Origin of the sequence: Polynucleobacter sp. Tro8-14-1, from assembly GCF_018881655.1 — a bacterium.
In the GTDB taxonomy this organism is placed as follows: domain Bacteria; phylum Pseudomonadota; class Gammaproteobacteria; order Burkholderiales; family Burkholderiaceae; genus Polynucleobacter.
In genome coordinates, this window is record NZ_JACVPX010000009.1 from 58,434 (window position 1) to 81,960 (window position 23,527).

The window sequence follows — 23,527 nt, forward strand, 5'->3', positions numbered from 1 at the left end:
TATGGAAGATTTGGTCTAGTAAGTGATATTAAGCGGAAACTATCCAACGCATCAAAGCGGCCGATAGCGGACCTCTAGGGTTTACCTCAACACACCCTCTCAAAATGAGGCACATCAACAAATCCCTTGAAATTGCCGCCCCACCTATTCTTGGGGTTTAGACTTTCCCAGTATTCCCCAATAGTTCGGATGAGCTCTTTGTCCCAAACCAGCTTTCCTTTCCAAAAGAAGTTGAGGTCAATTGCGCATCGTCTTAAATGGTTACTATTCATGGTCTTTGATCTACCGCTCTTAAAGTAGATCTCTTGTTGCTCTGGTGAGCGCCATAACTCTCCGCCAGTAATCACCCAGCCTTCTGCAGTAGCAAACTGAATGAGACGGCTGACGTCACTTAAGAAAGATGCTTGCTCAGTTACTAGACTGCTCACCTTTGCATTCACTTGGCTTCTTCTTTTTTATTTGAGCCGTGCATGCGCATCTCAAAGATCTTCTCTACCGATCTACCGCCGAAGTAAGCCAGCATGACTAGCTGGCCCCATTCGCCCAGAAGCTTTACATAGGCTTCATTAATGTCGATGCCCATGGCTGAGAGCAATGCAAATAAGAGGTAGGCCGTGAGGATGTAAACCAGTGTTCCAGGGCGAATGTTCTTGGATAGCTTTGAATCACTACCCATATCGGATTGCCAGCGATTAGTGGCATTGTCTTGTGAGGCTCGATGCATTTCAGCAAGAAGCTTAGATTCTTCTATCTCGAGTTCTTTTTGCTTCAGGGTGTATTGCAATAAGAGTTGCTCTTGCTCAATCTCTAGTTGCTTGAGCTTGATGAGATCCTCCTGACTGGGGTTGTCTGGAATGCGCGCGCCAATCTTGCTCTCAATGAATTCTTTGCCTTTGGCTTGGACCGCGCCCGCCAGTAGACCAAGGCCATTAACGGCCAAGGTTTGCACTAGAGAGGTGATGATTGGAAGCATGTCATTAGCTCTTTTCTTGATGCTCGAAGGTATGAATGAGTATGGAAGTCCACCGCCCCACTACCGCCTAGGCTTTTCTTTGGTGTTGGCAGTGGGGCGCAGTTACGCGCGCCCACACACCGTAGTTACTTCAACACCCGCAGCCGCACCCAAACACCTGCTGCTAGCGGTGGCCTTCCCTTCTGCTAGCGTTTCTTAGCTCCCTTGGTCTCTGGTGGCTCTTGCTCAAGAATTCCCTCTAATGCCTTCTCTTGTGCTGAAAGCTGACCTTCTTTCATTAGACCTTCTACGATCTCCATTAGGCGATCACCATCATCTTCACCAAAGACTTTGGCTACGACCTCATGGCCGTACTTGGCGCATAGACGGTCATACTCTTGCTCTGGAGTAATGGTGGTCTTTGAAGGGCGCTCGAACACCGTGACGTTCTCGCGCCCAAAGAGGTTACGAAGGATATTAGTTTCATAGGGCGGTACGTGCACATGGATAGTTGTAAAAGCATCCCTGCGCACTACTGCTTCCACCTCTTTGATTTGGAAGTCACTATGAATAAGTTCTTTATGGTTCATGGTGTTATTCATTTCTTCCTCCTTATTGAATAGCCAATACCGCATGGGCATTTGCTCGTGAGATGGATAAAGCGCATCGCAGGTTCACCATGGCGTACATCGCCAAGGTGTCGTGCGGACGGATTGGGGCAACGATGTCTAAGTCATCATCACGTAGCTTCATAAAGCGGGTATTGAGGAAATAGCAACGCTTGCTCCACTCCACAGTGCGATTCGCCATGGCATCAAGCTCATCAAACTGCGGATCCCAGATGATCTCTACCCCCTTGAAGGCTAAGCCAGTGTTAACACCAGCACCTACCCCGGCATCAATGTACTTAGTCTCACCAGATCCCGCAATATGGGTCACCGTCACTTGCTTACGATAGGTATCAATGAACTTACCACCCGCGATGATGAAATCAGGACTACCGCCATGCTTAATACATTGACGCCATGCGGTTTCCATCTCACCCACTAAGTTACCAGGCGATGTTGAGGCAATGTCTTTGATAGCGTAGTTACGCCAGTAACTTGCTTTAGCTCGATCGATACCTCCTACCGTTCCAGCATCGGGCGCTAGGCTGACTAGACTATCTAAGCCAACTACCGCATCGGCGCCGTGGGAGCCGTCGCGGTGAAGTTCTAGGTCTAACTTATTCAGAAAGCCTTCTCTTAAAACCTCTAACTGCTCATCCAAGAGGTTGATGAGTTGTACGCGCTCGTTGTATTCCAACTGGAAACCACGCGCCCCGCCCTCACGCACCTTGATGCCGTTACTAAAGAGTCGGTCATAGTCGATATAAAGACCATCTACCGCCCTTCTCCATGGGAAGGAGGCCTGCTCAGTCGTATTGCGTTTATTGAACTTGACCGTCTCCTCCCCAAAGGCCCAGCTAAAGTTACTGCCATGCTCTTTGCGGATGTTCTCGACTACGTTTTGCTTTGCGCCCAATAGGCTCTTACGACCCTCCATCAGTTTTTTAAGGAAAGGTCTCTCTACAGCGATTTGATCGACCGGTAGATTACGCAAGTACTCATCTAAGGAAACCTTGGCTAGCTCTTGCAAGTCTGTATTTGAAATTGGCATATGCCACCCCATCAATAATTATTTAAGAAATTGGTGGCTTCATACCTGGTGATGGAGCGTGAACCCATCCATTGCTACGCTACTAGTCGCGACTCTAGCTTTTACGCGATGGTATGAAGCAGTAGATTGAGTGATTAGCTCTCACCACATGAATTGATTATTGGGGTGCTTGGTGTGGGGTTTGGATATTTCTGGGGTTTTTATTGGCCGATTTATTCACATCGCTATGAGTCTTTATACCCAATGTGTCTTTGCGCCACCTTGGGCATAAAAGAGCGTTTCTTTGGCAGTGGCCGTCAAGGGTGCGCAAGCCACCCCTTTGGGGTGCCCTTGACTGAATTACTCTATCGTAAATTCATTAATAGGAATGTGGTGATTTATTTTGTTTGACTCTTTGCAGCTTGATCTCTACATTGCTCATTCATCTAAATGAATAGTGAAGGAGTCCCATGGACAAAGAGCAGTGTTATTTCGCGCTTGATTTAGAGCTTAACAATTCGCAAGATAATTCCACAGTAAATCCAAAGATCATTCAAATAGGGTTAGCAGTCGGAAACTACCATGACTATGTCAATCAATCCCTATCTTCGTATAAATGGTTCTTAGATCCTAAAGAGCCTATTTTTGAGTTCATCACCCAATTAACGGGCATTTGCAATCAGGATATTTCTGACTATTCAGTTCCACATGAACAAGCAGCTAAAGAAATTGGTGAAATTATTACTACGCGTAATTGCTTTGTTAATCCCATTACCTGGGGCGGTGGCGATTCACTTGAACTGAAAACTGAATTTAAAGATCGAGGTATCAGCTTTCCCTATTTTGGTCGTCGATGGATCGATGTCAAAACTTGGTATAGCCTGCACATGCTTGCCATGGGCAAAAAACCCAGTGGCGGTCTATCCTCAGGCCTGGGTTCTTTTAAGCTTCAATTTGAAGGCAGTCCACACAGAGCGGATGTTGATGCACTCAATACCTTGAGGCTTTTCTTTGAAATCCTTCACAGGCACAATCGGATATATCAACTGGTAAACGATGCCAAGGCTTTGAAATAGCCGTATCTATATACCTAAAAATAGGGTTATTTTGATTCTATACGCACTTTTGTTGACATTAAACTATAATATATGCATAGTTGTTGACATTAATGGATAAATTGAGGCCCTATGAACACTTCTGTTGACCAGCTGCCCCTCTTGCTTTTTAGTTCGAGAGAAGACAAAACCAACGCCCAGAGAATTTCCCGCTTGGCTAGGTCTGGTCGTTTGCGTCAAATTTATCGCGGCATTTACACCAGCGACCTCAATAGCCCACTCGAGCAAATCATTCGGCCAAATTGGCGGCAAATTACCGAATATCTTTATCCAGGCTCCGTAGTAGCTTACCGCTCTGCTCATCTTTGCAAACCGGATGATAGTGGGAATATATTTTTGGTGTCTGGCAATAGAGCACGTCAAATAGCATTTCCAGGGTTGACTCTCAATATCTTGCCAGGCCCTGCTGCAGTTCAATCGCACAAAGATTCGCTAAACGATACCCAGTATGGAAAACTCTTTATATCCTCAGAGGCTAGGCGGTTACTGGAGAACCTCTATAGCCGCAAAGGCTCAGATCTTCGCACTATGGGTCGCCCTTGGGTTGAGTCTTATTTGAGTAAGCTATGCACCATTCGTGGTGAACACAAGCTCAATGCACTACGTGATGACGCTAAAGCAATTGCCCCTCAATTGGGTCTAGAGGTTCAATTTAAAACGCTCAACACGATTGTTTCGGCCTTAATGCAAACTGGTAAAGCCCGCTCTTTACGGGCTGCTGATGCATTAGCGCGCGCAGCTGGTAAACCTTATGATCCTGATCGCATTGAGATCTTCGAAACTTTGTTTTCTGCATTAAGAAAACCTTTTCCCATCATTGAAGATCAGGCAAAAACGGGTAAAAGCGCCTTTAATTTCGCATTCTTTGAATCCTACTTTTCGAACTACATTGAAGGAACTACATTCACTGTCGAAGAGGCCTCCGAGATTATTTTCGATGGGAAGATGATTCCAAAACGAAATGAAGATTCGCATGATGTATTGGGCACCTTTAAAGCAATCATGGAGCAGCCCTTTCGCTCTAAGCCCCCAAAAGATGAAGATGATTTCTTAGCGTGGCTTTTGCAATGCAACCTCCAAATACTCTCTAGTCGCCCAGATAAAAATCCAGGCGAATGGAAAGAGCAAAGTAACCAAGCAGGAAATACTATTTTTGTTCATCCAGAGCTTGTTAAAGGCACTTTGCGGGAAGGATTCAAGCGCATCGCTTTACTAGAAGATCCATTTGCGCGCGCATTGATGGCGATGTTTGTAGTTACTGAAGTGCACCCGTTCATGGATGGCAATGGCCGAACGGCGCGTCTAACCATGAATGCATTCTTAACTCAACACTCCGCCTCTCGCATTATTATTCCCACGGCTTATCGTGAGGATTATTTGCTGCCATTAAAAGCGCTGTCTCAAAACAATGATCCCAGCCCCTTCATTCGATCCATGACTCGCGCATGGCGTTGGACCGCTGGATTTGATTATTCGAACTTCCCAAATCTTTGGGAAAAAATGAAGGCTTGTAACGCATTTACAGACAACCCCTCACAGCATCAATTGCTTGATCCTCACGATATAAGCTAAGTTGTTGACGAAAAATGACTATATCGGCTGTTTTGTAGACAAAATGAGGCGATTTGGGTGTCTAAAGACATTTATGTCTACATGCCACTAGTTTTAAGTGGCATGTAATTCACAGCTATCTATATCCCCATATTCCCTAGATGCTGAGCAATTCGATCCATGGGATTGCCTGCGCTGGCCAATGGCGTGCCTAGGGTTGAGGTTCGCGCCCGTATAGGCTGAGGGCTATGGGTTGCCATAGGCTTAATGCCTCCAAAACTAGGCTCCGGCCTTCCAATCGCCTCATAGATGGACTCAATCATGGTCTGCCACTGCTCTGGCTGATTGCTCTGCACAAAGACTTGCATGTAGAAAGGGTCTGACATGTATTTGCTAAAGCAGATCGCCTTATCGGTGTGATCAATTTCATCTGAACGAGTATTCAAAAACTTGAGCATCTGCAGCTTTGCTTCTAAGACTAATTCGGAAGGCTTTTTCTGTGAATCCACGTGAGCCATCACATTACCCACAAACTTGCTTTCTATTTCATATTTACGAATCACGTCTTGCAAGCTTGTAACCGTGCATTGAAGATCTTCAACCTGCTTTTCTAGATCACGCTTTTCATTGATGATTCTCTGCACACGCTCACAACCCCTCTTCGATTTGATGTTGCTAGAGGCTTCTTGGTTAACGCTGCCATCGACACCAGGACTCAAACCCGTAGGCCCGGGGTTCAATACCCGCTTAATTAGATCTTCACCAGTTTCGATTTGAATCTCAGTTTTCGGAAGTGTATCGACGGTAATGGCGACTGGTGCAGGCAATATTTCACCAAGGTCATGGGCTTGCGGTGCTGCCTTAAGCCCTGAAGTAGGCATAAAGGCTGGTACATGCACCTCGCCCTTCATAGGCGTAAATATAGACTCGGGCTCCAGAGCTTCAGACTCCTCTTCCAATGCTTCGCCCTCATCAAGATCCTCAGATAACTTGGCAAGAGATACATTAGGGGCCTTAGTTAAATCATCTAGTAAGTTGGCTGCTTGGCTCCGACTCTGGCTCTTACGCTCAGCCTTTTGGGTTTGTTGTGCCTGAGCGCTACGCTCCTTATCTAATTGAGCGGCTTCTTGCCTGGCTTTTGCTTGCGCAATCAATTCAAGCGCACGCTCTTCCCTTGCCTTATTGCGCCTTGCAGCACTTTCGGCCGCGTGCTTCTCATAAGCTTCTTTTTCAAGCCGCTCGCGCTCTTTCTTGGCCTCCCTATTCTGCTCCCTTTGAATTGAGCCACCCTTGCTTAGTACCTCCGATTTAAAGCCTTCCACTTCATTTGCTACTTGCGTCATTGCCTGCCTCCTCTTTTAATAAGTTGCTGCTGTAATGCATTTCAGCGTTTGTCTTTTGCCTTCGCTCAGAAAACCAATTCATTCCTAAGTTTGGATCGTCATCGCGTGACCATCCCTCCATTTGCTTTTCTACATTCGGTATAAATAGATTTGAATCGATACGATCGTCATATCGCAAGAGGGTCTCGTGTAGGAGATTACGGATATGCTCGTAATCCATTCCTCTGGCTTGTAGGTTTTGCATCTGAATTGATAGATTCGTAATCATGGGTAAGACCTTGAGCCAGCTTTCTTTGTCCTCTATGCCATCTGGTGCGCCGGTAGTGCCTGCCCTGATACGTAGATCAACCATGTCAAAGATTCGGTCTTTGGTGAGTTCTGGCCAGTCATAGGTTTTCTCCATAGTCATGACTAGTTCGCCGTTGACCATGGCGGTCTTGGTGCTTGGTGGGCCCATATAGCGCTCTACTTGCTCTTTGCTGAGTTCTTGCAAAAGTACCTGAGCGCTGTATTGCGCGATCTCTTGTAGCCAATCTTCTATCTGGTCTTTAAATTCAAATACGCGCCCAGATAAGGCTCTTTGTAAGATGTTGGCTTCGGTTGCTGTCTTAGGTCTGACTACTGTAGAGCGCGCAGCATCTTGCAGGCCAGTGACTTGCTCCCAGTCATAACGTACTGCGCTGGTGTCGTAGACGATGGGATCGATTTTGGGGTGGCCTCTAGGAATAATCACTTGATTCAGAGGCTTGCCTTCGGTATCCACAATCGTGATCTCGCCAAATCTTGAATCTGAGTGTTTCTTAATGGTCTTTTCATTGATATCGGCAGATGCTACCCATCCCGGTATGCAGAGGTCGCGATGTTGATTGAATCGATCCCTTGCTTCGTTGTGCTCGTCTTGCAAGCGCTCAGTCAGATCAACCAGACTTGGACCTACGAATTGACCATCGACTACTTGGTAAGGCAATAAGAAGAATGGGTACCAGCGCTCTCCTGCTCTTGGTGGTGAGTAAGGTTCGCGTAGCCATTCAGTCGCGCCCTCTACCATGGTGTAAACACGCTGGGTAGCTCTATCCCAGATCTCTAGCACTGCTATTTGCTGATCATCAGTCACCGGTCCTGAACCAGCATTCATTTGCATCGAGGCTAAGCGTTTGGCTTTCTTATGAGATGGTTCACCTTGACCTGGTTGGTAGATCTTGGCATTAGCTAAATTCTTCTTGTAGAGCGCTTCTGCTTGGCCGCGTTTCATAGGAATGATTTGGCAGATCCAGTCCGCATCGGTGTAGTCCCAGAACTCACAGATTGAGGGGTCGATGAGAAGGTTTTCAGTAAGGACCCTGTCGATTACTAAGCCTTCAGCAGACCGCACTTCTGATTGCTCTTGAAGTGACTTAATAAGCTCTTCCAGCTCGGCTCTCTTGGCATCATGATGATGGCTTTGATCATCGTCATGAATGTCCTTCTCTAGATCATGAATCGCGAGGAGGTTTTCTTGGGCATCATTGATGCGACCTTGGATATAGGAATCCTTGCTGGGATCTCTTTGATACATCACTTTGAGAATTCCGAAGCTACAGGTCAGCGCTGCCCTTACGGTGGACTTGGCTCGATTCTTTAATTGGGCATGTTCTAGCGCTCTATTGGTGACTTTCTCTAGCGTTTTACAAAAGAGCTTGATATCCGAGCCCGAGTGGGTTGGGGTTGTTGAGATCTCTGGGTTACGTGCATAGACGTTAGGTAGAACTGCAGAGATAGTTCCATGAATGAGGTTGGCTCTTAGGCTGTAGAAGTCTTTACCAGCGGGATCAGCATTCCAATTAAAGCCAGCTACGGTATTGCGGTTGTGTCTTACGCGTTTATGAAAGGTTGACCAGTGAGCACGCGCATGCGTGATGCGGGCGGTCCATTTTTGTTGAAGGGCTTTGGAGTCTTGGGGCACCCATTAGTTATATAGCTAGGTTAAGACTAAGAAGAATTTATTTTGAATTTGAATTACTGAAGGCAATCATAGGCCTCTATCAAATAGATCATCAATTTCATCAATGGAAATTTTGACCGGCCCCTCATACTCATGATCGCAATCATCATATGCGTTCATAAGATATTTCTCAAACTCATAGGGTATATCCACTGTTTCAATGATTTGATTGACATCCTCACCCGTGAATTCAAGACCTATATTACTTAACTCCCTCTCAACAATTTGAGCCAAAGAGTCCTCGGCCTCCTCATCACCACCATCCCGGGCATTAGAGAAGGCTTCATTTAAATCAATAAACTCTGAAAAATTATCTGCAATTTGCTCTATGCTGCTTATTTTTACAAGTTCAAAAATTTTAGAATAATTAGGTTCAGAGTTTGGAATGCTTGCCAAGAGTGACTGGACTGTCTTCATTTGCGTATACGAATAAATCGAATTCGCTGAACTCTCAATAAAACTAAGCGTTGCCATAGGTTCTATGATGCCCCGCTTAAGACCCCACTCAACCACCTCAAATGAATGATCCGTGATTTCTGCGCCATTGTTTAGAATGTATAACAAGGTGCAGCTTATCTCATCGATGATCTTGCTATCTTCGCGCAAGCAATCTTTATATAAAGCGCATAGCGCTGATATATATTCAGAATCCACATTACCAAATTGGTCTTTTTCGAGATCTTTAATAAGCTTCTCGCAAATATTATGTACATCATCTTGAGATAAATATTTATCAGCCCATAGACTACGGATCGTTATCACGGAACGCAATGTCAGCAAGCTCTGAAAACAAAGTTGAAAGGTGTCAACATCTCCAGAATAACGTTTAAGAATGTAATCCCCAATAGATGGATTAAATAAGTCAATAAGCGACCTTCCATCCGACAAAACTGTCCGATTAAAAAATGACCCCGTTAACAAACGTATGCTGGATTGAAACTCATGCCTACCTTTAAAGTTGCGACACCTGGGTAAAAGCAAAAATCTATGATAGGCCTCAGAAAGAATTTTTTCCTCGATTGGCCCGCCGTTTAAGACCATTAGAAGTATTAATAGACGACCATAATCATCTTGCTGCGCATTAAATGGGTTTTCCCAAACTTGGGATGGATTTGATAGGGACTGAGAAATGAATTGCCAATAATTAGCAGCAGAATTTGATTCCAGCCTTGTGGCATCGGTAATATAGCTAATTAGACGAGGATTAAAATTTTTGTGCGCAATCACATCTCTGTATCTTTTATTAAGATATAGCTCTTCTACATATGAATCATCTAAATTTGAATACCAGATATGGTTATATAAAATATGAGCTTTATCGATATCTTTAAGAGATTTTATGCGTAACTCATATTCATTTTTTTGTGTATTTCCGTGATCAAAGTTATCGATCAAGAATTTTCCTTGATTTAATATGGTGCTTCTTGAAGTCAAAACAAATCTTTTATTTTTATTTGATGCAACACGTCTCATAAACATTGTTATTTGATTCCCCTCATGACCCCCCAAGGCTTCTAGATAATTTCTACCTAAAAAATCGTCAAAATAAAATACTTGCTTGCTTTCAGAATCAAAGGCGGACTCTGCCTCGCGAATATCGTTGACTACCCTGAAGTAGGCAAACCCTTTGGCAACATAGTGAAGGCATAAATGGTCCGCGAGGGTAGTTTTTCCTACGCCGGGCTCACCCGCAATAATCACCACCCCCAATCGATCTAAGATCTGCAACGCTGCCTCGTGGTTTGTAGTCACAACATAACGCGAGCTAGATGCAATAATTTCCTCAAGGGAATGTGCACTTCTTCCCAATATTGCATTGTTATAAATTTGCTCTAGGACTGCAGTACTATGCATCCAGAGCTTATAGTGTCGCTTCTCAATTTTAGGTCTAGCGCGAAGAAGATCATTAAGATCCTCCATGCCCAAGATGTCGCTTTCCGCCTGAATATACGGCGCCAGTAAATCTGAAATTTGTTTTTTATTGTGTCTCGATAGTGGGTGTGAGATTGCTAACAGATAACGTTTTGGCTTTAGCTTATCAAGCTTGATCTTTTCATCGCTACCAAGCTTTTTGATAAGCTGGGCTAAAGATGTGCCAAGCTGATGCTTGCATTGCAGAATTACCTCATCCCCATCTGAACTAAAATATCTCCCATCTACTCCGCCATCTTTACCAGGTTTAAATCTCTCAAAACGTTGGCCATGAGAGTCCCCAATCAAATCAGAGCAAAAAATCTCAAATTCTTTATCGTTAAGCGATCTAAAATCATAGTCGGACATAGGCACCATCTCAAAATTAAGTGCGGGTTACCATAGGGGCCCGTTCGTATTTAAGTGTATTACAGTAGTACAACTGCGCTACACATGGCCTTGTCTGCTATTAGAGAATGCCTTCCTAAAAATAAGCCCGGTCACCGCGCGCAATAAATATATATCAACCCCCTTCAGTCAATGACCGCCGCCTCATTAACCCATACCTAGTGGCATCCCAAGCATGGTCTTCGGCATCGGTATCCACATCTTCGGGGTTTAGTGAATCTGGCGGCAATTGGGGTATGGTTCTAAGCCAATGCTTGCAAGTGCTAAATACTTTGAGTCTTTCTTCAGCCAGAAGCCGGATGATTTCTTGGGCTCCGTTTACTCTGCTTCTGGGGGCGTTGTAGGCCTCGGTCCATTTAACGCCTTTGTCCCTGAAGATTTGTCCGATAGATCGCTCTGCTCCAATCTTAGAAAATATGGATGGGTCAGCCAGGTTCATGCGGTATTCATAACCAAGGCGTTGGTCGTGGATCTCAATCTTCTTAATTTTCTCCGCTACTACCGTTGCGTCTTCTCTCGTACCGGTATTTTCTTTATCTCCATATCCATAGAGTTCTCTCCATAGATAATAGACTCCATCATTGGATAAGGCAAACCAATAGACGGCATAAGGTCTGGCATAACCCCAATCCATAGAGCGCCAGACCTTCCATGTCGGTGGAATTGCGAAGGGTTCTACAACGTGTTTAGAGGGCTGCCATACGCCTTCCAAGAAACTACCTACGTGGATATCCCAATCTCCTTCTAACCACGCTCTACGTCTGCTTGGATCACTTAGCGACTCCAAGCTCACGAGGTAGTTGGGATCATTTCTGAGTAGGTGCGTGTTCTCGTAAATCGTTGAATGAATTCTGACTCTTGGGAGTGCGCCATCTGGTCTGATGATTTGACCTGCTGGAATACTTCCAATCTGAAATCTTTCTTTTACCGATGCATGTCCTACTCCAAATGGATTGCAAGTAGCCCTCACCATCCTAGGGATTCCGGGTTGCGAAGATCGACAAGTACTGAGCATCGCCTCGTAAAATGAAAGGTTGCGCCAGTTAGTGAGTTCTTCAAATCCCAGCCAGCAATTTTTATTAATTAGGCCAGTTTCTGTAATGTAGTGATTACTTTCTTCAACTGTTATATCCATTATTAAAGAGGAGCCACATGATTCATACACCACCCAACCATCTTTTAGTCGACGATTCGTTTTTTGAATTTTCCCACTGTAAGGATGAGGGTAAGCCGTTACGTCATCGTAACGGCTACCTGTATGAGCGCTGTCCGAAACATCCGCAAGCAGACTTACATGGACGCGTTCTTCAGCACCGCCGTGAAATGGAGCGCCACCTGGGTCGATTTTTAAAAGGGCATGAAGTTGTTCATCACTTAAATGGAAAGAAGGATGACAACCGAATTGAAAATCTTGAGCTGCTTGGATCTTCTCGGGAGCATATGCAAGCGCACTCGAAGCGCAGAGATCTAGCCGTGATTGAAAGGGTTCGAAAAGCTGCGCAAAATCCCAAAGCCCCGATTCATTCGCTTGGCATAAGCCCAGTTCTTGCTCGCGCCATCTGCCGTGATAATGCGATCGAGTGGATTCCGGCGGATGAGACAAGACTTGATCCAACGGATGTGCAGCAAGCATTAAATGGTCGAAAAACGGCCGACGCTGCCAAAATTCTGGGAGTGTCTGTAGGAACTCTATATCGTAATTTTCCCGAGCTTTTAAGTAAGCGCAAGCCCCCTGGTTTTTTGGATAGCTATATAGAGGAGATTTGCATCCTTGCCATGACCTTGAGCACTGATCAAATTGCGAAAAACTTCGGGACAACTCGGACGACCATGAATAAGGCTTTTGAACGTTGGTCAGCAACTGGTGATCTACCGATTGAACTTGTGAGCCGATTAAACGCTGATGGTCGTCGTAAACGTAAGCTCTAACGCATTCTTTGACCTGCGGTTCAAACGTACGAGTAATGCGCCGCTCGCCATCTAAGGTGACAACCTTATCTCCAATGCGAAGCCTATCCATTGGAACGAATCCATTCGGCGTTAAGACTGGCGTCTCAAGGGCAACGCAATACTCATGGCCGTGGTAATTCCAGTAGTCGTCTTCGTTAGCTCCATAACGAAAGTACAGCATTTCCCCTGTGGGCCACTTCCAGACGTAATCTGATTCATTGAACTTGGCTCCAGGGAAGATTTGATAGAACCAACGCTTGCTCTTAGCTACTACGTCAGCTAGCTGCGGATAAGTTAGACGAAAGAGTGTTCCGCGCCAGTGATCCCCAAAGCCTCTTCCTACATGTTGGGCATAGCTCATGAGTAGGGTATCGGTCTTACCCCCTCCTCTGGTGCCTTCGAGCAATACCTCATACACGGGACATGTCAGAAACAAAGTCTGGCTGCCGGGCAATGGCGCCCAAATAGTTTTCATTGGTTTTGTTTAATTCACTAGTGTTTTGCTTGGGCGACTTGCTCCCACTCATCTATGCTCATAGCGCTGGGCACCACCAAGACTCCACTCTGTAGAGGTGCGCCATCTTTACCGGTGTGCTCAATTGCTGAGAGACGTGGATGAACATAGGGCGCAGCATGCCTGGCGATAGTAGCAGCCATGTTCAGGAGTTTGATTCGACTCTCGGTGATCATGATGTCATGATCATGACCTACACCTTCATGAGCATGATCATCATGCTTAGTGCAGTTTTCTGCCTCCTTGTAAAGCGCCATCATGGTTCTCATCATGACCTCTAAAGGTGTAATGCCCTGCGCGGCGGCTACCTCTGCAATTTCACGAGTCCTCTTGGTGAGGCTTCCCTCTTTACGCCCTGCTCCTGGCCTAGCTCCTCCTTTATTTGCCGGCTTTGCTTTTGGCTTTGATTTCTTTTGATTGTTTTCAATCATGATGATGCTTCTGGTCTTCTGATCATCTTCAAAAGATGAGGTTGCAATGCCACTGAATCACCAAAGGGCTCATCAAACTCGATGATGATTCTCTGGAACAGATCATGACGACTTTGAGCCCCGCGATGCTTTACAACTGTGCCTACGCGGCCACTTGGGGTTTTAACGATTGATCCAATTGGGAAATCTTCCATATCGGGTCGATCAATGATTCCGGCTATACATGGGTTAGCTTGCATGGGAAAACTCCGTTGTAGCTGGGATCTCTTTTCTTTTTCGCAGTTCAGCAAAGATTCTGGTTTTGAAAGAGTCATAACTCTCCGAGCCTTGAGCTCGCATTCCAAGCTCTCGTCCTTTAAGGTCGATTCCCTCATTCGATTTCCACCAGGTATCTTCAGAGGAATCTAGGGCATGTGCTTTCCTGCGCATTCCTTTCAGAATGGCTAGAACAAATCCAGCATTGATCGGGGTAGAGCTTGATGCCCTCCTTCGCATTTCCTTTGCCTGGGCAATAGCCACCTCAACATCTTCAACGGTTAGGCCTTGTTGAATCAACTGGGCAATACGCTCATCGTCTTCTCCAATATTTAAACCCTCCTTTTCAAAAAGAGTTTGAATTTGTTTTTTCCTTTCACCATCGCCTTGTAAAACTTTTTCGATTTCACCCCCATTGTTTTGTTTGTCTGGTGTATGGAGATTGGTGACTGGTGTTTGGTGTTTGGTGTCTGGTGAGCGTTGCGTTCGCAATGCGGTCGCAATGCGAACGCATGAATTGTGAAGTTCATTTTCTTGGCGCAAATCATCTGACTGAAACGCTTGCCAACGACCCTCAGCACTACGTCTAGCCTTGATTTGCTTATCTTTAAAGCGGGCTATTTCATGATCACAGCGCTCTTGTCTCCAGCCATCGTCTGTGAGAGTAAAAAATTCATTCAGGACCGAAATAACTGAATTTTTTTCTTCTTTTGATCGTGCATTGATCAATCGTTGCACTAGCTTCACATCGATCGGCAATGGTTTTTCTGTGGCGTAATACTTTCTAATTAAACGGCTATAAGTAGCGTCTTCGATAAAGGTTAGATGTGCAGTAGCTTCTGCGTAATCTCCTATGTGATGCTCGTAATAATTCATTTAATACTGTCTCCGTGTTGTTCTTTTCTTGCAAGAAATTATTAATGCAAGAGATGAATCTAACAATCGGAAAGCGTATCGTCAAACGCGTTTTTTCTGAATTTATTTTTAATTTATTTATTTAACAAATATCTGTAATCCTGTTTTGAAAAAGTCGTGGGAATTTATTTCTTGAGTCGAAGTCTTAATTGATCTACGCGTGTCCACTGCTCTCTTAGCTCTATCAGAATTTACTGACTGGGCTGTAGTGCTTTATTTAATTGGCTTTTGTTACTTCTATGAATAAATATTTTTTTGTAGTCAAAAATTAATTTGTGTTTATAAAGTGGGTATTGACTTTTGATTGACCACCTAAATTTCATTGACTACATTGCAACTCAGTAGCACGCAGATTCACTTACAACAACACACAACAGGAGATGAATTTAATGGTGGCAATTCGGTTATATAGCTTGTATCGCTCTTATGGATACACAAAAATGAGTTCTGCAAAAATGGCTTTGCAGGTGTATCGAAAAAATATGAAACGCGCCCGGCATGGGGGTAGCTATGAATAATACGAATCCACAAATACCGCCAATAACTCTGATGAGAATTCCGCAAATACTAAAGGTGATGCCAGTTTCGAAATCTAAGTTCTGGCTGATGGTTCAGAAAGGTGAGTTTCCGAAGCCGACTAAGATAGGAAGATCATCGTTCTGGACGATTGAGCAGGTTCAAGCTTACTTGCGTGAAAGGACGGGCAATTCTTAGGATTGGATGGCCCCTGAGGATTCTTGGGGGTTAAGCTAGCGCTTGTGAAACAAGGGTATCAGCGATTTTTCTCTGCAACTCACCAGCCTTGCTGTTTTGATCCTGTAGTGCAGAGCACATTTCAAGCAGTTCGTCTACTTTTGAAACTATTTCAAGTTGCTCCTCTATTGGGGGCATAGGCATCCAGGTTGCACGAATAATATCAATATTCAAATTTGGTTGCCCCTGTCCTTGCGCTGCTATATTTAAGAACCAATCTGATAGATGGGTTAAATATAAGTGTAGGTACTCATCAGATACGAATTTACTTAAATTAATAAACGCTGCTATACCGTCATTGAAGGTAGTTTCAAAATCACAGATTGCAGAGATCCCAAGCGTTGCCCCACTGTTTGTAAGCAATACTGTCCTCCCCTTTACCAGCCTTGTTTTGTGTAGCCCAGCCTCCTTGATCGAAGACGTCCACCCCTCTACCATTTTTCCAGAAGATCGCGTTATATCCCCAACTTTCAGGAAAGGAATCGAGCCATTATAAAAACGGGGATCTCCCGCCGGCCTTGGAGAACCACCTCGAACTACCTCGGCAATTTCCCCTAATCGAACCCAGCACCACCCGCTAGAAATAGGCATTTTAAGAGACTCAAGGCCATCAAATTCAATAAACTGATCTTTTTCCTTTAATGTGCCCTTAGAAATTAGCAGAACCCGTTCGGAGCGCATCTCGTTATACAGACTTTTTGAATTACCATTATCAGAATCACTGCAAGTTAATCGACCGCTGATGCCTAGCTCCAAAATTACCTTCTTGAGGGCTCTAATTCCAAATTCAGCATTAAATAGTTGATTAAAACCTTTCTCAAGCAGATTATTCTTAGAGGATTTAATTAGATCATGCAGAAATGATTTGACCAATACTTCATATGAGGCAGAAAGAGCCATAGACGACTTTTCAATTTGGTCACATAACTTCATGAGCTCATCCACCTTTTCCAATATTCTGACTTGTTCATTTTGGGGTGGAAGCGCAACAGGTGTTTCAATAATCTTTTCGCGAGATATATTTGGCTGAGCGCCACCTGTGCCTTGACTAATAAAGTTAGATCTCATAGCTTTAAGCAGAAGCAAAAGATACTTATTCGAGATTCCTGGATAAGGGCTGCATGCGCAGACTGCCTGATTTGTAGTCCCACTAACATCTAGTATCGACGCCTTACCAATAGTTGCGCCATACATAGCTAATAGAACGTCTCCGGCTCTATTCATCCGGAGGGAACATTCTTCCATTGCTAGCTTAGAAACAGTTTCTTCAGAAACGCTAATTAAATCATCAGATAACTCACCAGACTTAAACCAAGGGATTCCGCCTCCATAATAGGCAGAAATACTTCGTAGTGGGGTTGCTCCAGCACCCCAGTCACCTAGTTCGCCAAGCCTTATCCATTCCCACCCATTAGGCAAAAAGAATGTCCGTTCATTTTCGGCAACCTTGTCATAGGATTTCTGCTTTCGAACTAGCCCGTGAGATATTGATTCATTCACATATTGAGTAATTTGATTTAGTAACTCAGATGCGGGCTCATCAGCCGGGGATTGTTCAAGCAACTTCCCTCTAATTGCTAATTGAAAAATTAGCGCCCTTAATTTACTGATCCCATAGATGCTGCTTGAAGCATCTGAAGACCGACCTCGTCCTGATTTTTTTTCTACATTTGCAGTGGTCCATACATTCATTTGCTTTATTAGCAATTGTTGAGTGGAGTTCATTAGTTATTACCTCGTTGCAACGCCTCACCAAGAATCAACTGAAGTTGAGCTCTTAAAATTGCAATATCTTCCTGTAAAAGATTATATTGAGCCAATAATGCTTCCGGATCTTGGGTTTCATGATGACTAATGTGAGGATTTTTTATATCAAGGTTGTAATTTCTAGCCTTAATGTCAGCAATACTTAACTTCCAAGCATATTCGCTTTTTTTACGAGCCCCAAAACCATTACTTTCATTACCCCACCATTCTTTTTCAGCCTCAAATTCTTCAATCTTCATTGGCTTGGTCTTGTTATAACTCTTCACGCCATCTGGGTAAGGGTGTTCATAGAACCAAATTTCCTCAGTTGGACCGGCCTTTGTAAAGAACAGAAGATTTGTATTGATTGTTGTATATGGGGAAAATACTCCCTTAGGTAATCGCACAATAGTATGAAGATTGCAATCTTCCAAAAGTTTTTCTTTGATACGTGTTTTTATACCATCACCAAATAGAAGGCTATCGGGCAGGACTACAGCGGCGCGCCCACCTGGCTTAAGCATTTGCATAATAAGAATTAGAAAAAGGTCTGCAGTTTCCCTTGTTCTAAAGGCTGCCGGGAAGTTGGTTTCTATCCCATCCTCTTCCATGCCGCCAAAAGGTGGATTGGTTACAACCACATCCACTCGCTCTGATGGGCCCCAACTGATTAGTGGTCTTGCCAAGGTGTTGTCGTGGCGGATGTTGCTTGGAACATCAATACCATGAAGAATCATGTTAGTTGTACAGAGTAAGTGCGGCATTGGTTTTTTCTCAATGCCGAAGATGCTGCCTTGAAGTTGTGCTTCGTCTTCTAATGTTTTGACATCTTGTTTTCTGATATGTTCAATTGAGCATGATAAGAATCCACCCGTTCCGCAGGCTGGGTCCATTACCTTTTCACCAAGACGCGGATTAACCATCTGCACCATGAATTCAGTTACGGCTCTTGGGGTATAGAACTCGCCTGCATTACCTGCTGCTTGCAAATCCCTAAGGAGTTGCTCATACATGTCTCCAAAGAGATGACGCTCTTGGGCTTTGTTGAAATCAACGCCCTCTTGAATCTTATTGATTACCTGGCGAATCAACTGCCCGGACTTCATATAGTTATAAGCATCCTCAAATACCGAGCGAATAACGTAAGCGCGCTGATCACCGCCTTTGGCCTCTAGGTTTTGAAGTGCTGGAAATAGATCGTTATCTAAGAACTGCTTTAGCTCATCGCCGGTCATGCCCTCAGCATTAGCCGCCCAATTTCTCCAGCGATACTTTTCAGGGAGCGGAGACTTGTATTTATCCTGAAGCAATTCCCACTCGCTCTCACGATCATCAAAGATCTTTAGGAAGAGCATCCACACTAATTGACTCAAACGCTGGGCATCACCATCAACACCTACGTCTTTGCGCATGATGTCTTGAATTGATTTAATAGTTGAACTAATACTCATAAGTGGTAATGCCTATCTATTGGGGTGTTGCCATGAATTTTAGGCGTAGAGCTGGTTTTCTAGCTCATGCAATGCAGCTATATAGCCCGGCTTACCGCCAAAGGCTGATACAAGTTCGCTAGCTGTGCCCATTTTACTAAATGGGTCTAGGGTCAGAATTTTAATATCATCGATATTCTCGATACCGGTATCTGCGTATTTTTCAAGTAAGGCCTCGAGAACCTTACGAGCCTGTTCGCCATACTTGGTGAAGTAATTACGCTTTTTGACTTGATCTGCACGCTCCCTACGAGTGAGTGCAGGCTGATCAAACGCTACATGGCAAATTAAATCAAAAGCATCGCAGTCTTTATTAACTTCGATCGCCAATGCCTCTAGTAAAAGGCCATGCTCTTCCAGCTCCTTAATAACAGCAGCCTTACGCTCAGCGGAAGTCCATCTCTTTAGAAATTGATCTAGCGTTGAGTAGTCTTTTCGTACTGCTTTACGGGTGTAGTCCTTTAAGGACTCTGTAATCAACTTACCTTCGGGTCCGTAATACTGAACCCGCTCGGCAATAACCTGAACCTCTACATCACCCACAATGTATTTAGCTCTCACACCCTCTGGTCCAGGAGGAAAGCCAGGGGGTTCCGGAGGAACGGGCGGCTCAACTCCGGGAGGCGTTGGCGGCTCCACCGGAGGAACCGGGGGGTCATCAACCCCAGGCTCATAGATAACAATTGGCGGACCATCAAATGCCTCATCAGCAAAAAGCTCGGTAGCCTTTTTAAAGTCCATGATGGTGAACCAGTACTTGTCGTAATCTTCGTTAATGCGGGTACCACGCCCAATCATCTGCTTGAACTCAGTCATGGACTTGATATGTTGATCAAGCACTACTAATTTACAGGTCTGAGCATCTACACCAGTAGTCATTAGCTTAGAGGTTGTAGCAATTACTGGGTAACGTTCTTCTGGGTTAATGAAGTTATCAAGCTCAGCCTTGCCCTCTTGCTCATCACCGGTAATACGCATGACGTACTTGCGATTTTCTTTGACTCGCTCTGGATTTAGATTAACCAAGGCTTGACGCATGCGCTCTGCGTGATCAATGTCATCACAAAATACGATAGTCTTAGCAAATGGATCAGTAGCCGTTAAGAACTCAGTGATTTTCTTTGCAACTAGCTCTGTACGCTTTTCTAAGACCAGGGTTCGATCCATGTCGTTCTGGTTGTAGATGCGATCCTCGATTAATTGACCACGTTTATCTACTTGTCCAGCACTGGGTCTCCAGCCTTGGAGATCCCTATCTATATCAATCCGGATTACTTTATACGGAGCAAGGAAACCATCTTCAATACCCTGCTTTAGTGAGTAGCTGTAAACAGGGTCACCAAAATAAGTAATGCTTGATATTTCTTTGGTTTCTTTTGGTGTAGCTGTTAAGCCAATGTGTGTGGCAGAGGAAAAGTAATCCAAGATCTCACGCCAAGCTGAATCTTCAGAGGCGCTGCCGCGATGACACTCATCAATCACGATCAAATCAAAGAAGTCTGGTGAGAACTGCTTATAAATATTCTTTTCTTCATCGTTACCAGTAACAGCCTGGTAAAGGGATAAGTAAATTTCGTAGCTCTTATCAATCTGACGCTTGCTGATCTTAGTCATTGCAGCGCCAAATGGCTTGAAGTCATTATTCTTGGTTTGATCCACAAGGATATTGCGATCAGCTAAAAATAAAATGCGCTTCTTGGTTCCAGACTTCCATAAGCGCCAGATGATCTGAAAAGCTGTGTATGTCTTCCCGGTACCCGTAGCCATTACCAGCAGAATACGATTGGCACCATTGGCTACAGCTTCGATTGTTCTATTGACTGCATTGACTTGGTAATACCTTGGAGCGCGCCCAGTGCCATCGTCGTAATAAGGCATTTCTACGGTATTTTTTGCCTCAGGGGTATCAACACCCTTCCATCTGCAATAACGCGCCCATAGCTCTTCTGGCGACGGGAATGCGTCCAAAGAAAGCTCTTGCTCTACCTTATCCGCCTGGCCAGTTCGATCATGCATTAAGAATGCATCGCCATTTGAGCTAAAGACAAAAGGAACATCCAGCGTTTCCGCGTAATCAAGTGCTTGCTGCATTCCCGCGCCAACACTGAGGTTGTTTTCTTTAGCCTCGATTACGGCGATGGGAATATTAGATTTGTAATACAGGACATAATCTGCGCGCTTTTGCTGTCCGCGGGTATGTAATTTGCCGCGAACAATAATGCGGCCTTTAGTAAAACTTAATTCCTCGCGAATTTGGGTGTGCAAATCCCAACCTGCGCCAAGAATGGCTGGCGTAATGAATTTCGTACAAATATCTCGTTCGCTAAGGGATTTCTTGCTCATTCAATAATGCCAAAAGTTATATATATCCCTTAATAATATAAGGAAATCAGTCATTTAATGGCATTTTTAGGGTTTGCATACCAGGCTCACTATCTGAGCCTTTATAGGCATACACTTAAACTGACGCAACAGGGGAAAGTTAATGAAATATCAATTTTGTTTGGTCGCACTGCTCATTTCGGGGTTTGCCAATAGTCAGGCTATTTATGGCCCTAACGGTGAATACAAAGGCTATATACAAACCTCTCCCAATGGAGTGTCTAACTCTTACAGTGCTACTGGGGCATTCCAGGGATCAGCTCAAGCACAAGGTAATCAAACAAATTTCTATGGGCCTCAGGGTCAATATCAAGGAAATATCCAAGCGCCGATTACTACCCCGCCAAACACAACAATTGGAACACCCCCACAGGTGAATCAAGTACCCAGCATTAAAGGCTGGTAGTAAAAAAGTTATGCCTAAACGGCATCTTCGTTACGCGCCTTTAACACCTCAGCAATCATAGCCTCAAGAGGAACGGCATCAATTTGTATTGCGACGTTCTTTATTTGACCTAGTAATTTCTTGGCAAATTCAAATACATCTTCATCACCTAAAATCCAATTGACTTGCTGATTCTCAATAAAAGCATTCACAAGCCTAAGCTGCTCATTTTCATTGAATTCATCATATTTATTTAGCTTTGCAATAGCAGCATGAGTAGCGGAAAAATTATACGAAGACTCCAACTTCATGATTGCATCTTTCTTATCAATCTCATCTGAAAGTTTTATATCCGGAAAGTATTCTTTAAGCAGCTCAGGCAACCCCTTGAACAATCTTATTTCTGATCGTTTGCTAGCCTCCCACTCTCTCTGAAGGAAGTCCTTTAAGACTCCCGGGGTAAGTACTGACTCAAAGTCACCATCCCCACTAACAATATTTAAATCCTCCAAATCAGGCACAGAAACTATCAACCATTCCCAATTTATTGCATCACCCAGACTATCCTTTTTTCCCGGTGGATTTCCAATTTGTTGTCGGACTCTGGCTTTTACAAAAATTTCTTGATCTAAAGCTTCATCTTTAAATTGATCGAATAGGACCTCAATAAGCTCATCAGCTTTCAATCTATTCTCAACTGCCTGCAAAGTTACATCTGCTTTAATATCCTTTACCAGCTGATTGAAGGTTTCCTGAAGGCTTCTCAACTCAGGAATCCGATCATGTGTTTTTGCCATATTCGGCAAAGATGAGGATGCCTTACTTTTTTCAAATAATTCAATCGACTCTTTTACAACCCTCTCGCGATTGCGATAAAACTCATCCTTAACTTGCCTGGGCAAATAAATTTTTATTTGAGCTGTCTGATGAAGTTTTATTATTTTTTTTAACTCATCCAAGTCGGGTCCAGATAAGTGATATAAATCCAGCAAAATATTCGTATCGATAAAGATATTCATGCGTACCTTGGCTAGGAATGAGGGGGGTTAATCCCCAATATATGGCTCACGCGTCCAATGATCGCGCCCCTCCACTTTACCGGTGGAGATCTTGGTTTTACGGTGCGACTCTTCAGACCTTGCAGCCTCTTCAAAGGCTTTTTCCTGAGCCTCTGCTGCTGCTTTATTTTTTGCCAACTGAGAAGCGGGCACAACGTCTTTGCTCTCAATCATCTGCTTGAGAGTCTTCATTCCCTTGATTTTTCCTGCGTACTCTAATTCGTTCATATATTGATCTTAATCAACCCCGCAAGCTCTGACGAGTTCTAATATAGGACGGTGTCCAGCCAATCCTATTTAATGTTCCTAGAAGCCTCTAACAAGCTTTGGGCTGGCATTACATCTAATCAACGCGAAGTGCTCTTGGCGGTCATTAAGAGAGACTCCAGCAACCCTTATCGAGTCCAGGACATTATTGGTATGCGCTCGATTGCATCACAAGCAACCTTACATAAAGCCCTGACCGAGTTAGTTGCCCAAGGCTATTTAGCATTTAAGCCCAGCCCATCTGATAACCGAGTCAAATTCGTCGTCTTGGCCAGAAAAGGTGGTGCCTTGGAGGCCCGATTAACAAAAATCCTTAGTCAAGCCTGCGAATAGGCAATAAATCTCTCCGTTACACCTTGTTTTGACCGTCCAAATAGATTCGTCCAAAGCCATATTCAGACAATGTTTTGGTGGTGGGTAGAGTGGTGGGTAGAGAGCCCTCAAAAAGAAAGAGCCCCGTGGATAGGGGCTCTCAGGGTGCT

23 protein-coding genes are annotated in these 23,527 nt (G+C 44.3%); 7 read left to right on the forward strand and 16 right to left on the reverse strand.

From position 1 onward, the window contains the following. Nucleotides 1–86 precede the first annotated feature (86 nt). Together ICN34_RS11620 and ICN34_RS10285 are read right to left on the reverse strand one after the other, a co-directional pair. A complete protein-coding gene (locus tag ICN34_RS11620; RefSeq protein ID WP_216122497.1) occupies nucleotides 87–428 on the reverse strand; it encodes a M15 family metallopeptidase in 342 nt (113 codons plus the stop codon). Nucleotides 429–436: 8 nt separating this feature from the next. After that, a complete protein-coding gene (locus ICN34_RS10285; protein WP_216122498.1) occupies nucleotides 437–973 on the reverse strand; it encodes a hypothetical protein in 537 nt (178 codons plus the stop codon). Here ICN34_RS10285 and ICN34_RS10290 point away from each other — a divergent pair. After that, nucleotides 972–1,172: a hypothetical protein gene (locus ICN34_RS10290; RefSeq protein WP_216122500.1), complete on the forward strand. Its 201-nt coding sequence runs from the start codon at nucleotides 972–974 to the stop codon at nucleotides 1,170–1,172. The genes ICN34_RS10285 and ICN34_RS10290 overlap by 2 nt on opposite strands. On the opposite strand, the gene ICN34_RS10295 is transcribed toward ICN34_RS10290, so the two are convergent. Both ICN34_RS10295 and ICN34_RS10300 read right to left on the reverse strand, forming a co-directional pair. Then, the gene (locus ICN34_RS10295; protein ID WP_216122501.1) at nucleotides 1,159–1,554 is read right to left on the reverse strand and encodes a hypothetical protein; all 396 of its coding nucleotides are present in this window, start codon (nucleotides 1,552–1,554) and stop codon (nucleotides 1,159–1,161) included. The genes ICN34_RS10290 and ICN34_RS10295 overlap by 14 nt on opposite strands. Nucleotides 1,555–1,564: 10 nt before the next feature. Continuing rightward, complete coding sequence (locus ICN34_RS10300) at nucleotides 1,565–2,611, reverse strand: phage major capsid protein (protein ID WP_071540408.1); 1,047 nt, start codon at nucleotides 2,609–2,611, stop codon at nucleotides 1,565–1,567. 449 nt (nucleotides 2,612–3,060) lie between these two features. On the opposite strand from ICN34_RS10300, the gene ICN34_RS10305 reads away from it, so the two are divergent. Then, entirely contained in the window at nucleotides 3,061–3,666 is a 606-nt protein-coding gene (locus ICN34_RS10305; RefSeq protein ID WP_011902963.1) for a 3'-5' exonuclease, read from the forward strand. 111 nt (nucleotides 3,667–3,777) lie between these two features. Then, on the forward strand, nucleotides 3,778–5,277 hold the full coding sequence (locus ICN34_RS10310) for a Fic family protein (protein WP_011902964.1): 1,500 nt from the start codon (nucleotides 3,778–3,780) through the stop codon (nucleotides 5,275–5,277). 119 nt (nucleotides 5,278–5,396) lie between these two features. Here the strand turns inward: ICN34_RS10310 and ICN34_RS10315 are convergent, their stop codons facing one another. The 4 genes from ICN34_RS10315 to ICN34_RS10330 all read right to left on the reverse strand — a co-directional run bounded on the left by ICN34_RS10315 (nucleotide 5,397) and on the right by ICN34_RS10330 (nucleotide 12,034). Next, on the reverse strand, nucleotides 5,397–6,599 hold the full coding sequence (locus ICN34_RS10315; RefSeq protein WP_216122503.1) for a hypothetical protein: 1,203 nt from the start codon (nucleotides 6,597–6,599) through the stop codon (nucleotides 5,397–5,399). Then, on the reverse strand, nucleotides 6,580–8,541 hold the full coding sequence (locus ICN34_RS10320) for a hypothetical protein (protein ID WP_216122505.1): 1,962 nt from the start codon (nucleotides 8,539–8,541) through the stop codon (nucleotides 6,580–6,582). The genes ICN34_RS10315 and ICN34_RS10320 overlap by 20 nt, the downstream gene beginning before the upstream one ends. A 66-nt stretch (nucleotides 8,542–8,607) precedes the next feature. Then, a complete protein-coding gene (locus ICN34_RS10325) occupies nucleotides 8,608–10,860 on the reverse strand; it encodes a restriction endonuclease (RefSeq protein WP_216122507.1) in 2,253 nt (750 codons plus the stop codon). A 154-nt stretch (nucleotides 10,861–11,014) separates the two neighbouring features. After that, complete coding sequence (locus ICN34_RS10330; protein ID WP_255538651.1) at nucleotides 11,015–12,034, reverse strand: terminase; 1,020 nt, start codon at nucleotides 12,032–12,034, stop codon at nucleotides 11,015–11,017. A 17-nt stretch (nucleotides 12,035–12,051) separates the two neighbouring features. Between ICN34_RS10330 and ICN34_RS10335 the strand changes: the two genes are divergently transcribed. After that, a complete protein-coding gene (locus ICN34_RS10335; protein ID WP_216122509.1) occupies nucleotides 12,052–12,828 on the forward strand; it encodes an HNH endonuclease signature motif containing protein in 777 nt (258 codons plus the stop codon). Between the two features lie 513 nt (nucleotides 12,829–13,341). Here the strand turns inward: ICN34_RS10335 and ICN34_RS10340 are convergent. The 3 genes from ICN34_RS10340 to ICN34_RS10350 are packed head-to-tail and all read right to left on the reverse strand — an operon-like array spanning nucleotide 13,342 to nucleotide 14,925. Further along, nucleotides 13,342–13,794 (reverse strand): hypothetical protein, encoded by a 453-nt coding sequence (locus ICN34_RS10340; protein WP_216122511.1) that lies wholly within the window; start codon nucleotides 13,792–13,794, stop codon nucleotides 13,342–13,344. Continuing rightward, nucleotides 13,791–14,033 (reverse strand): hypothetical protein, encoded by a 243-nt coding sequence (locus ICN34_RS10345; protein WP_071461902.1) that lies wholly within the window; start codon nucleotides 14,031–14,033, stop codon nucleotides 13,791–13,793. The genes ICN34_RS10340 and ICN34_RS10345 overlap by 4 nt, the downstream gene beginning before the upstream one ends. Further along, nucleotides 14,023–14,925: a YdaU family protein gene (locus tag ICN34_RS10350; RefSeq protein WP_216122513.1), complete on the reverse strand. Its 903-nt coding sequence runs from the start codon at nucleotides 14,923–14,925 to the stop codon at nucleotides 14,023–14,025. Before ICN34_RS10350 ends, ICN34_RS10345 begins: the two co-directional genes overlap by 11 nt. Before the next feature lie 588 nt (nucleotides 14,926–15,513). Between ICN34_RS10350 and ICN34_RS11625 the strand changes: the two genes are divergently transcribed. Continuing rightward, nucleotides 15,514–15,678, forward strand: coding sequence for a helix-turn-helix transcriptional regulator (locus tag ICN34_RS11625; RefSeq protein WP_370624018.1), 165 nt, complete (start codon nucleotides 15,514–15,516; stop codon nucleotides 15,676–15,678). A gap of 30 nt (nucleotides 15,679–15,708) precedes the next feature. Here ICN34_RS11625 and ICN34_RS10360 read toward each other — a convergent pair whose 3' ends face one another. From ICN34_RS10360 to hsdR, 3 genes are read right to left on the reverse strand one after another with little or no spacing between them, the layout of a single operon-like run. Then, nucleotides 15,709–17,442: a restriction endonuclease subunit S gene (locus ICN34_RS10360; protein WP_216122517.1), complete on the reverse strand. Its 1,734-nt coding sequence runs from the start codon at nucleotides 17,440–17,442 to the stop codon at nucleotides 15,709–15,711. Further along, entirely contained in the window at nucleotides 17,442–18,914 is a 1,473-nt protein-coding gene (locus ICN34_RS10365) for a class I SAM-dependent DNA methyltransferase (protein WP_216122518.1), read from the reverse strand. The genes ICN34_RS10360 and ICN34_RS10365 overlap by 1 nt, the downstream gene beginning before the upstream one ends. Nucleotides 18,915–18,953: 39 nt before the next feature. Continuing rightward, nucleotides 18,954–21,296 carry an EcoAI/FtnUII family type I restriction enzme subunit R gene (gene hsdR / locus ICN34_RS10370; protein WP_216122520.1) on the reverse strand — a complete coding sequence of 781 codons (2,343 nt, stop codon included), beginning with the start codon at nucleotides 21,294–21,296 and terminating at the stop codon, nucleotides 18,954–18,956. Nucleotides 21,297–21,438: 142 nt separating this feature from the next. Between hsdR and ICN34_RS10375 the strand changes: the two genes are divergently transcribed. Then, nucleotides 21,439–21,741 (forward strand): hypothetical protein, encoded by a 303-nt coding sequence (locus ICN34_RS10375; RefSeq protein WP_216122523.1) that lies wholly within the window; start codon nucleotides 21,439–21,441, stop codon nucleotides 21,739–21,741. Between the two features lie 14 nt (nucleotides 21,742–21,755). Here ICN34_RS10375 and ICN34_RS10380 read toward each other — a convergent pair whose 3' ends face one another. Then, a complete protein-coding gene (locus ICN34_RS10380) occupies nucleotides 21,756–22,739 on the reverse strand; it encodes a PIN domain-containing protein (RefSeq protein ID WP_216122525.1) in 984 nt (327 codons plus the stop codon). 27 nt (nucleotides 22,740–22,766) lie between these two features. Continuing rightward, nucleotides 22,767–23,006, reverse strand: coding sequence for a hypothetical protein (locus ICN34_RS10385; protein WP_216122527.1), 240 nt, complete (start codon nucleotides 23,004–23,006; stop codon nucleotides 22,767–22,769). Between the two features lie 51 nt (nucleotides 23,007–23,057). Between ICN34_RS10385 and ICN34_RS10390 the strand changes: the two genes are divergently transcribed. Beyond that, nucleotides 23,058–23,378, forward strand: coding sequence for a MarR family winged helix-turn-helix transcriptional regulator (locus ICN34_RS10390; RefSeq protein ID WP_216122529.1), 321 nt, complete (start codon nucleotides 23,058–23,060; stop codon nucleotides 23,376–23,378). Nucleotides 23,379–23,527 lie beyond the last annotated feature (149 nt).

Excerpts from the sequence above, each read along its gene's own strand:
- ICN34_RS10290 (WP_216122500.1), top strand. The coding sequence starts at position 972 with ATGTCATTAGCTCTTTTCTTGATGCTCGAAGGTATGAATGAGTATGGA.
- ICN34_RS10285 (WP_216122498.1), bottom strand. The coding sequence starts at position 973 with ATGCTTCCAATCATCACCTCTCTAGTGCAAACCTTGGCCGTTAATGGC.
- ICN34_RS10295 (WP_216122501.1), bottom strand. The coding sequence starts at position 1,554 with ATGAATAACACCATGAACCATAAAGAACTTATTCATAGTGACTTCCAA.
- ICN34_RS10300 (WP_071540408.1), bottom strand. The coding sequence starts at position 2,611 with ATGCCAATTTCAAATACAGACTTGCAAGAGCTAGCCAAGGTTTCCTTA.
- ICN34_RS10305 (WP_011902963.1), top strand. The coding sequence starts at position 3,061 with ATGGACAAAGAGCAGTGTTATTTCGCGCTTGATTTAGAGCTTAACAAT.
- ICN34_RS10310 (WP_011902964.1), top strand. The coding sequence starts at position 3,778 with ATGAACACTTCTGTTGACCAGCTGCCCCTCTTGCTTTTTAGTTCGAGA.
- ICN34_RS10315 (WP_216122503.1), bottom strand. The coding sequence starts at position 6,599 with ATGACGCAAGTAGCAAATGAAGTGGAAGGCTTTAAATCGGAGGTACTA.
- ICN34_RS10325 (WP_216122507.1), bottom strand. The coding sequence starts at position 10,860 with ATGTCCGACTATGATTTTAGATCGCTTAACGATAAAGAATTTGAGATT.
- ICN34_RS10330 (WP_255538651.1), bottom strand. The coding sequence starts at position 12,034 with ATGGATATAACAGTTGAAGAAAGTAATCACTACATTACAGAAACTGGC.
- ICN34_RS10335 (WP_216122509.1), top strand. The coding sequence starts at position 12,052 with ATGATTCATACACCACCCAACCATCTTTTAGTCGACGATTCGTTTTTT.
- ICN34_RS10340 (WP_216122511.1), bottom strand. The coding sequence starts at position 13,794 with ATGATTGAAAACAATCAAAAGAAATCAAAGCCAAAAGCAAAGCCGGCA.
- ICN34_RS10345 (WP_071461902.1), bottom strand. The coding sequence starts at position 14,033 with ATGCAAGCTAACCCATGTATAGCCGGAATCATTGATCGACCCGATATG.
- ICN34_RS10350 (WP_216122513.1), bottom strand. The coding sequence starts at position 14,925 with ATGAATTATTACGAGCATCACATAGGAGATTACGCAGAAGCTACTGCA.
- ICN34_RS11625 (WP_370624018.1), top strand. The coding sequence starts at position 15,514 with ATGAGAATTCCGCAAATACTAAAGGTGATGCCAGTTTCGAAATCTAAG.
- ICN34_RS10360 (WP_216122517.1), bottom strand. The coding sequence starts at position 17,442 with ATGAACTCCACTCAACAATTGCTAATAAAGCAAATGAATGTATGGACC.
- ICN34_RS10365 (WP_216122518.1), bottom strand. The coding sequence starts at position 18,914 with ATGAGTATTAGTTCAACTATTAAATCAATTCAAGACATCATGCGCAAA.
- hsdR (WP_216122520.1), bottom strand. The coding sequence starts at position 21,296 with ATGAGCAAGAAATCCCTTAGCGAACGAGATATTTGTACGAAATTCATT.
- ICN34_RS10375 (WP_216122523.1), top strand. The coding sequence starts at position 21,439 with ATGAAATATCAATTTTGTTTGGTCGCACTGCTCATTTCGGGGTTTGCC.
- ICN34_RS10380 (WP_216122525.1), bottom strand. The coding sequence starts at position 22,739 with ATGAATATCTTTATCGATACGAATATTTTGCTGGATTTATATCACTTA.
- ICN34_RS10385 (WP_216122527.1), bottom strand. The coding sequence starts at position 23,006 with ATGAACGAATTAGAGTACGCAGGAAAAATCAAGGGAATGAAGACTCTC.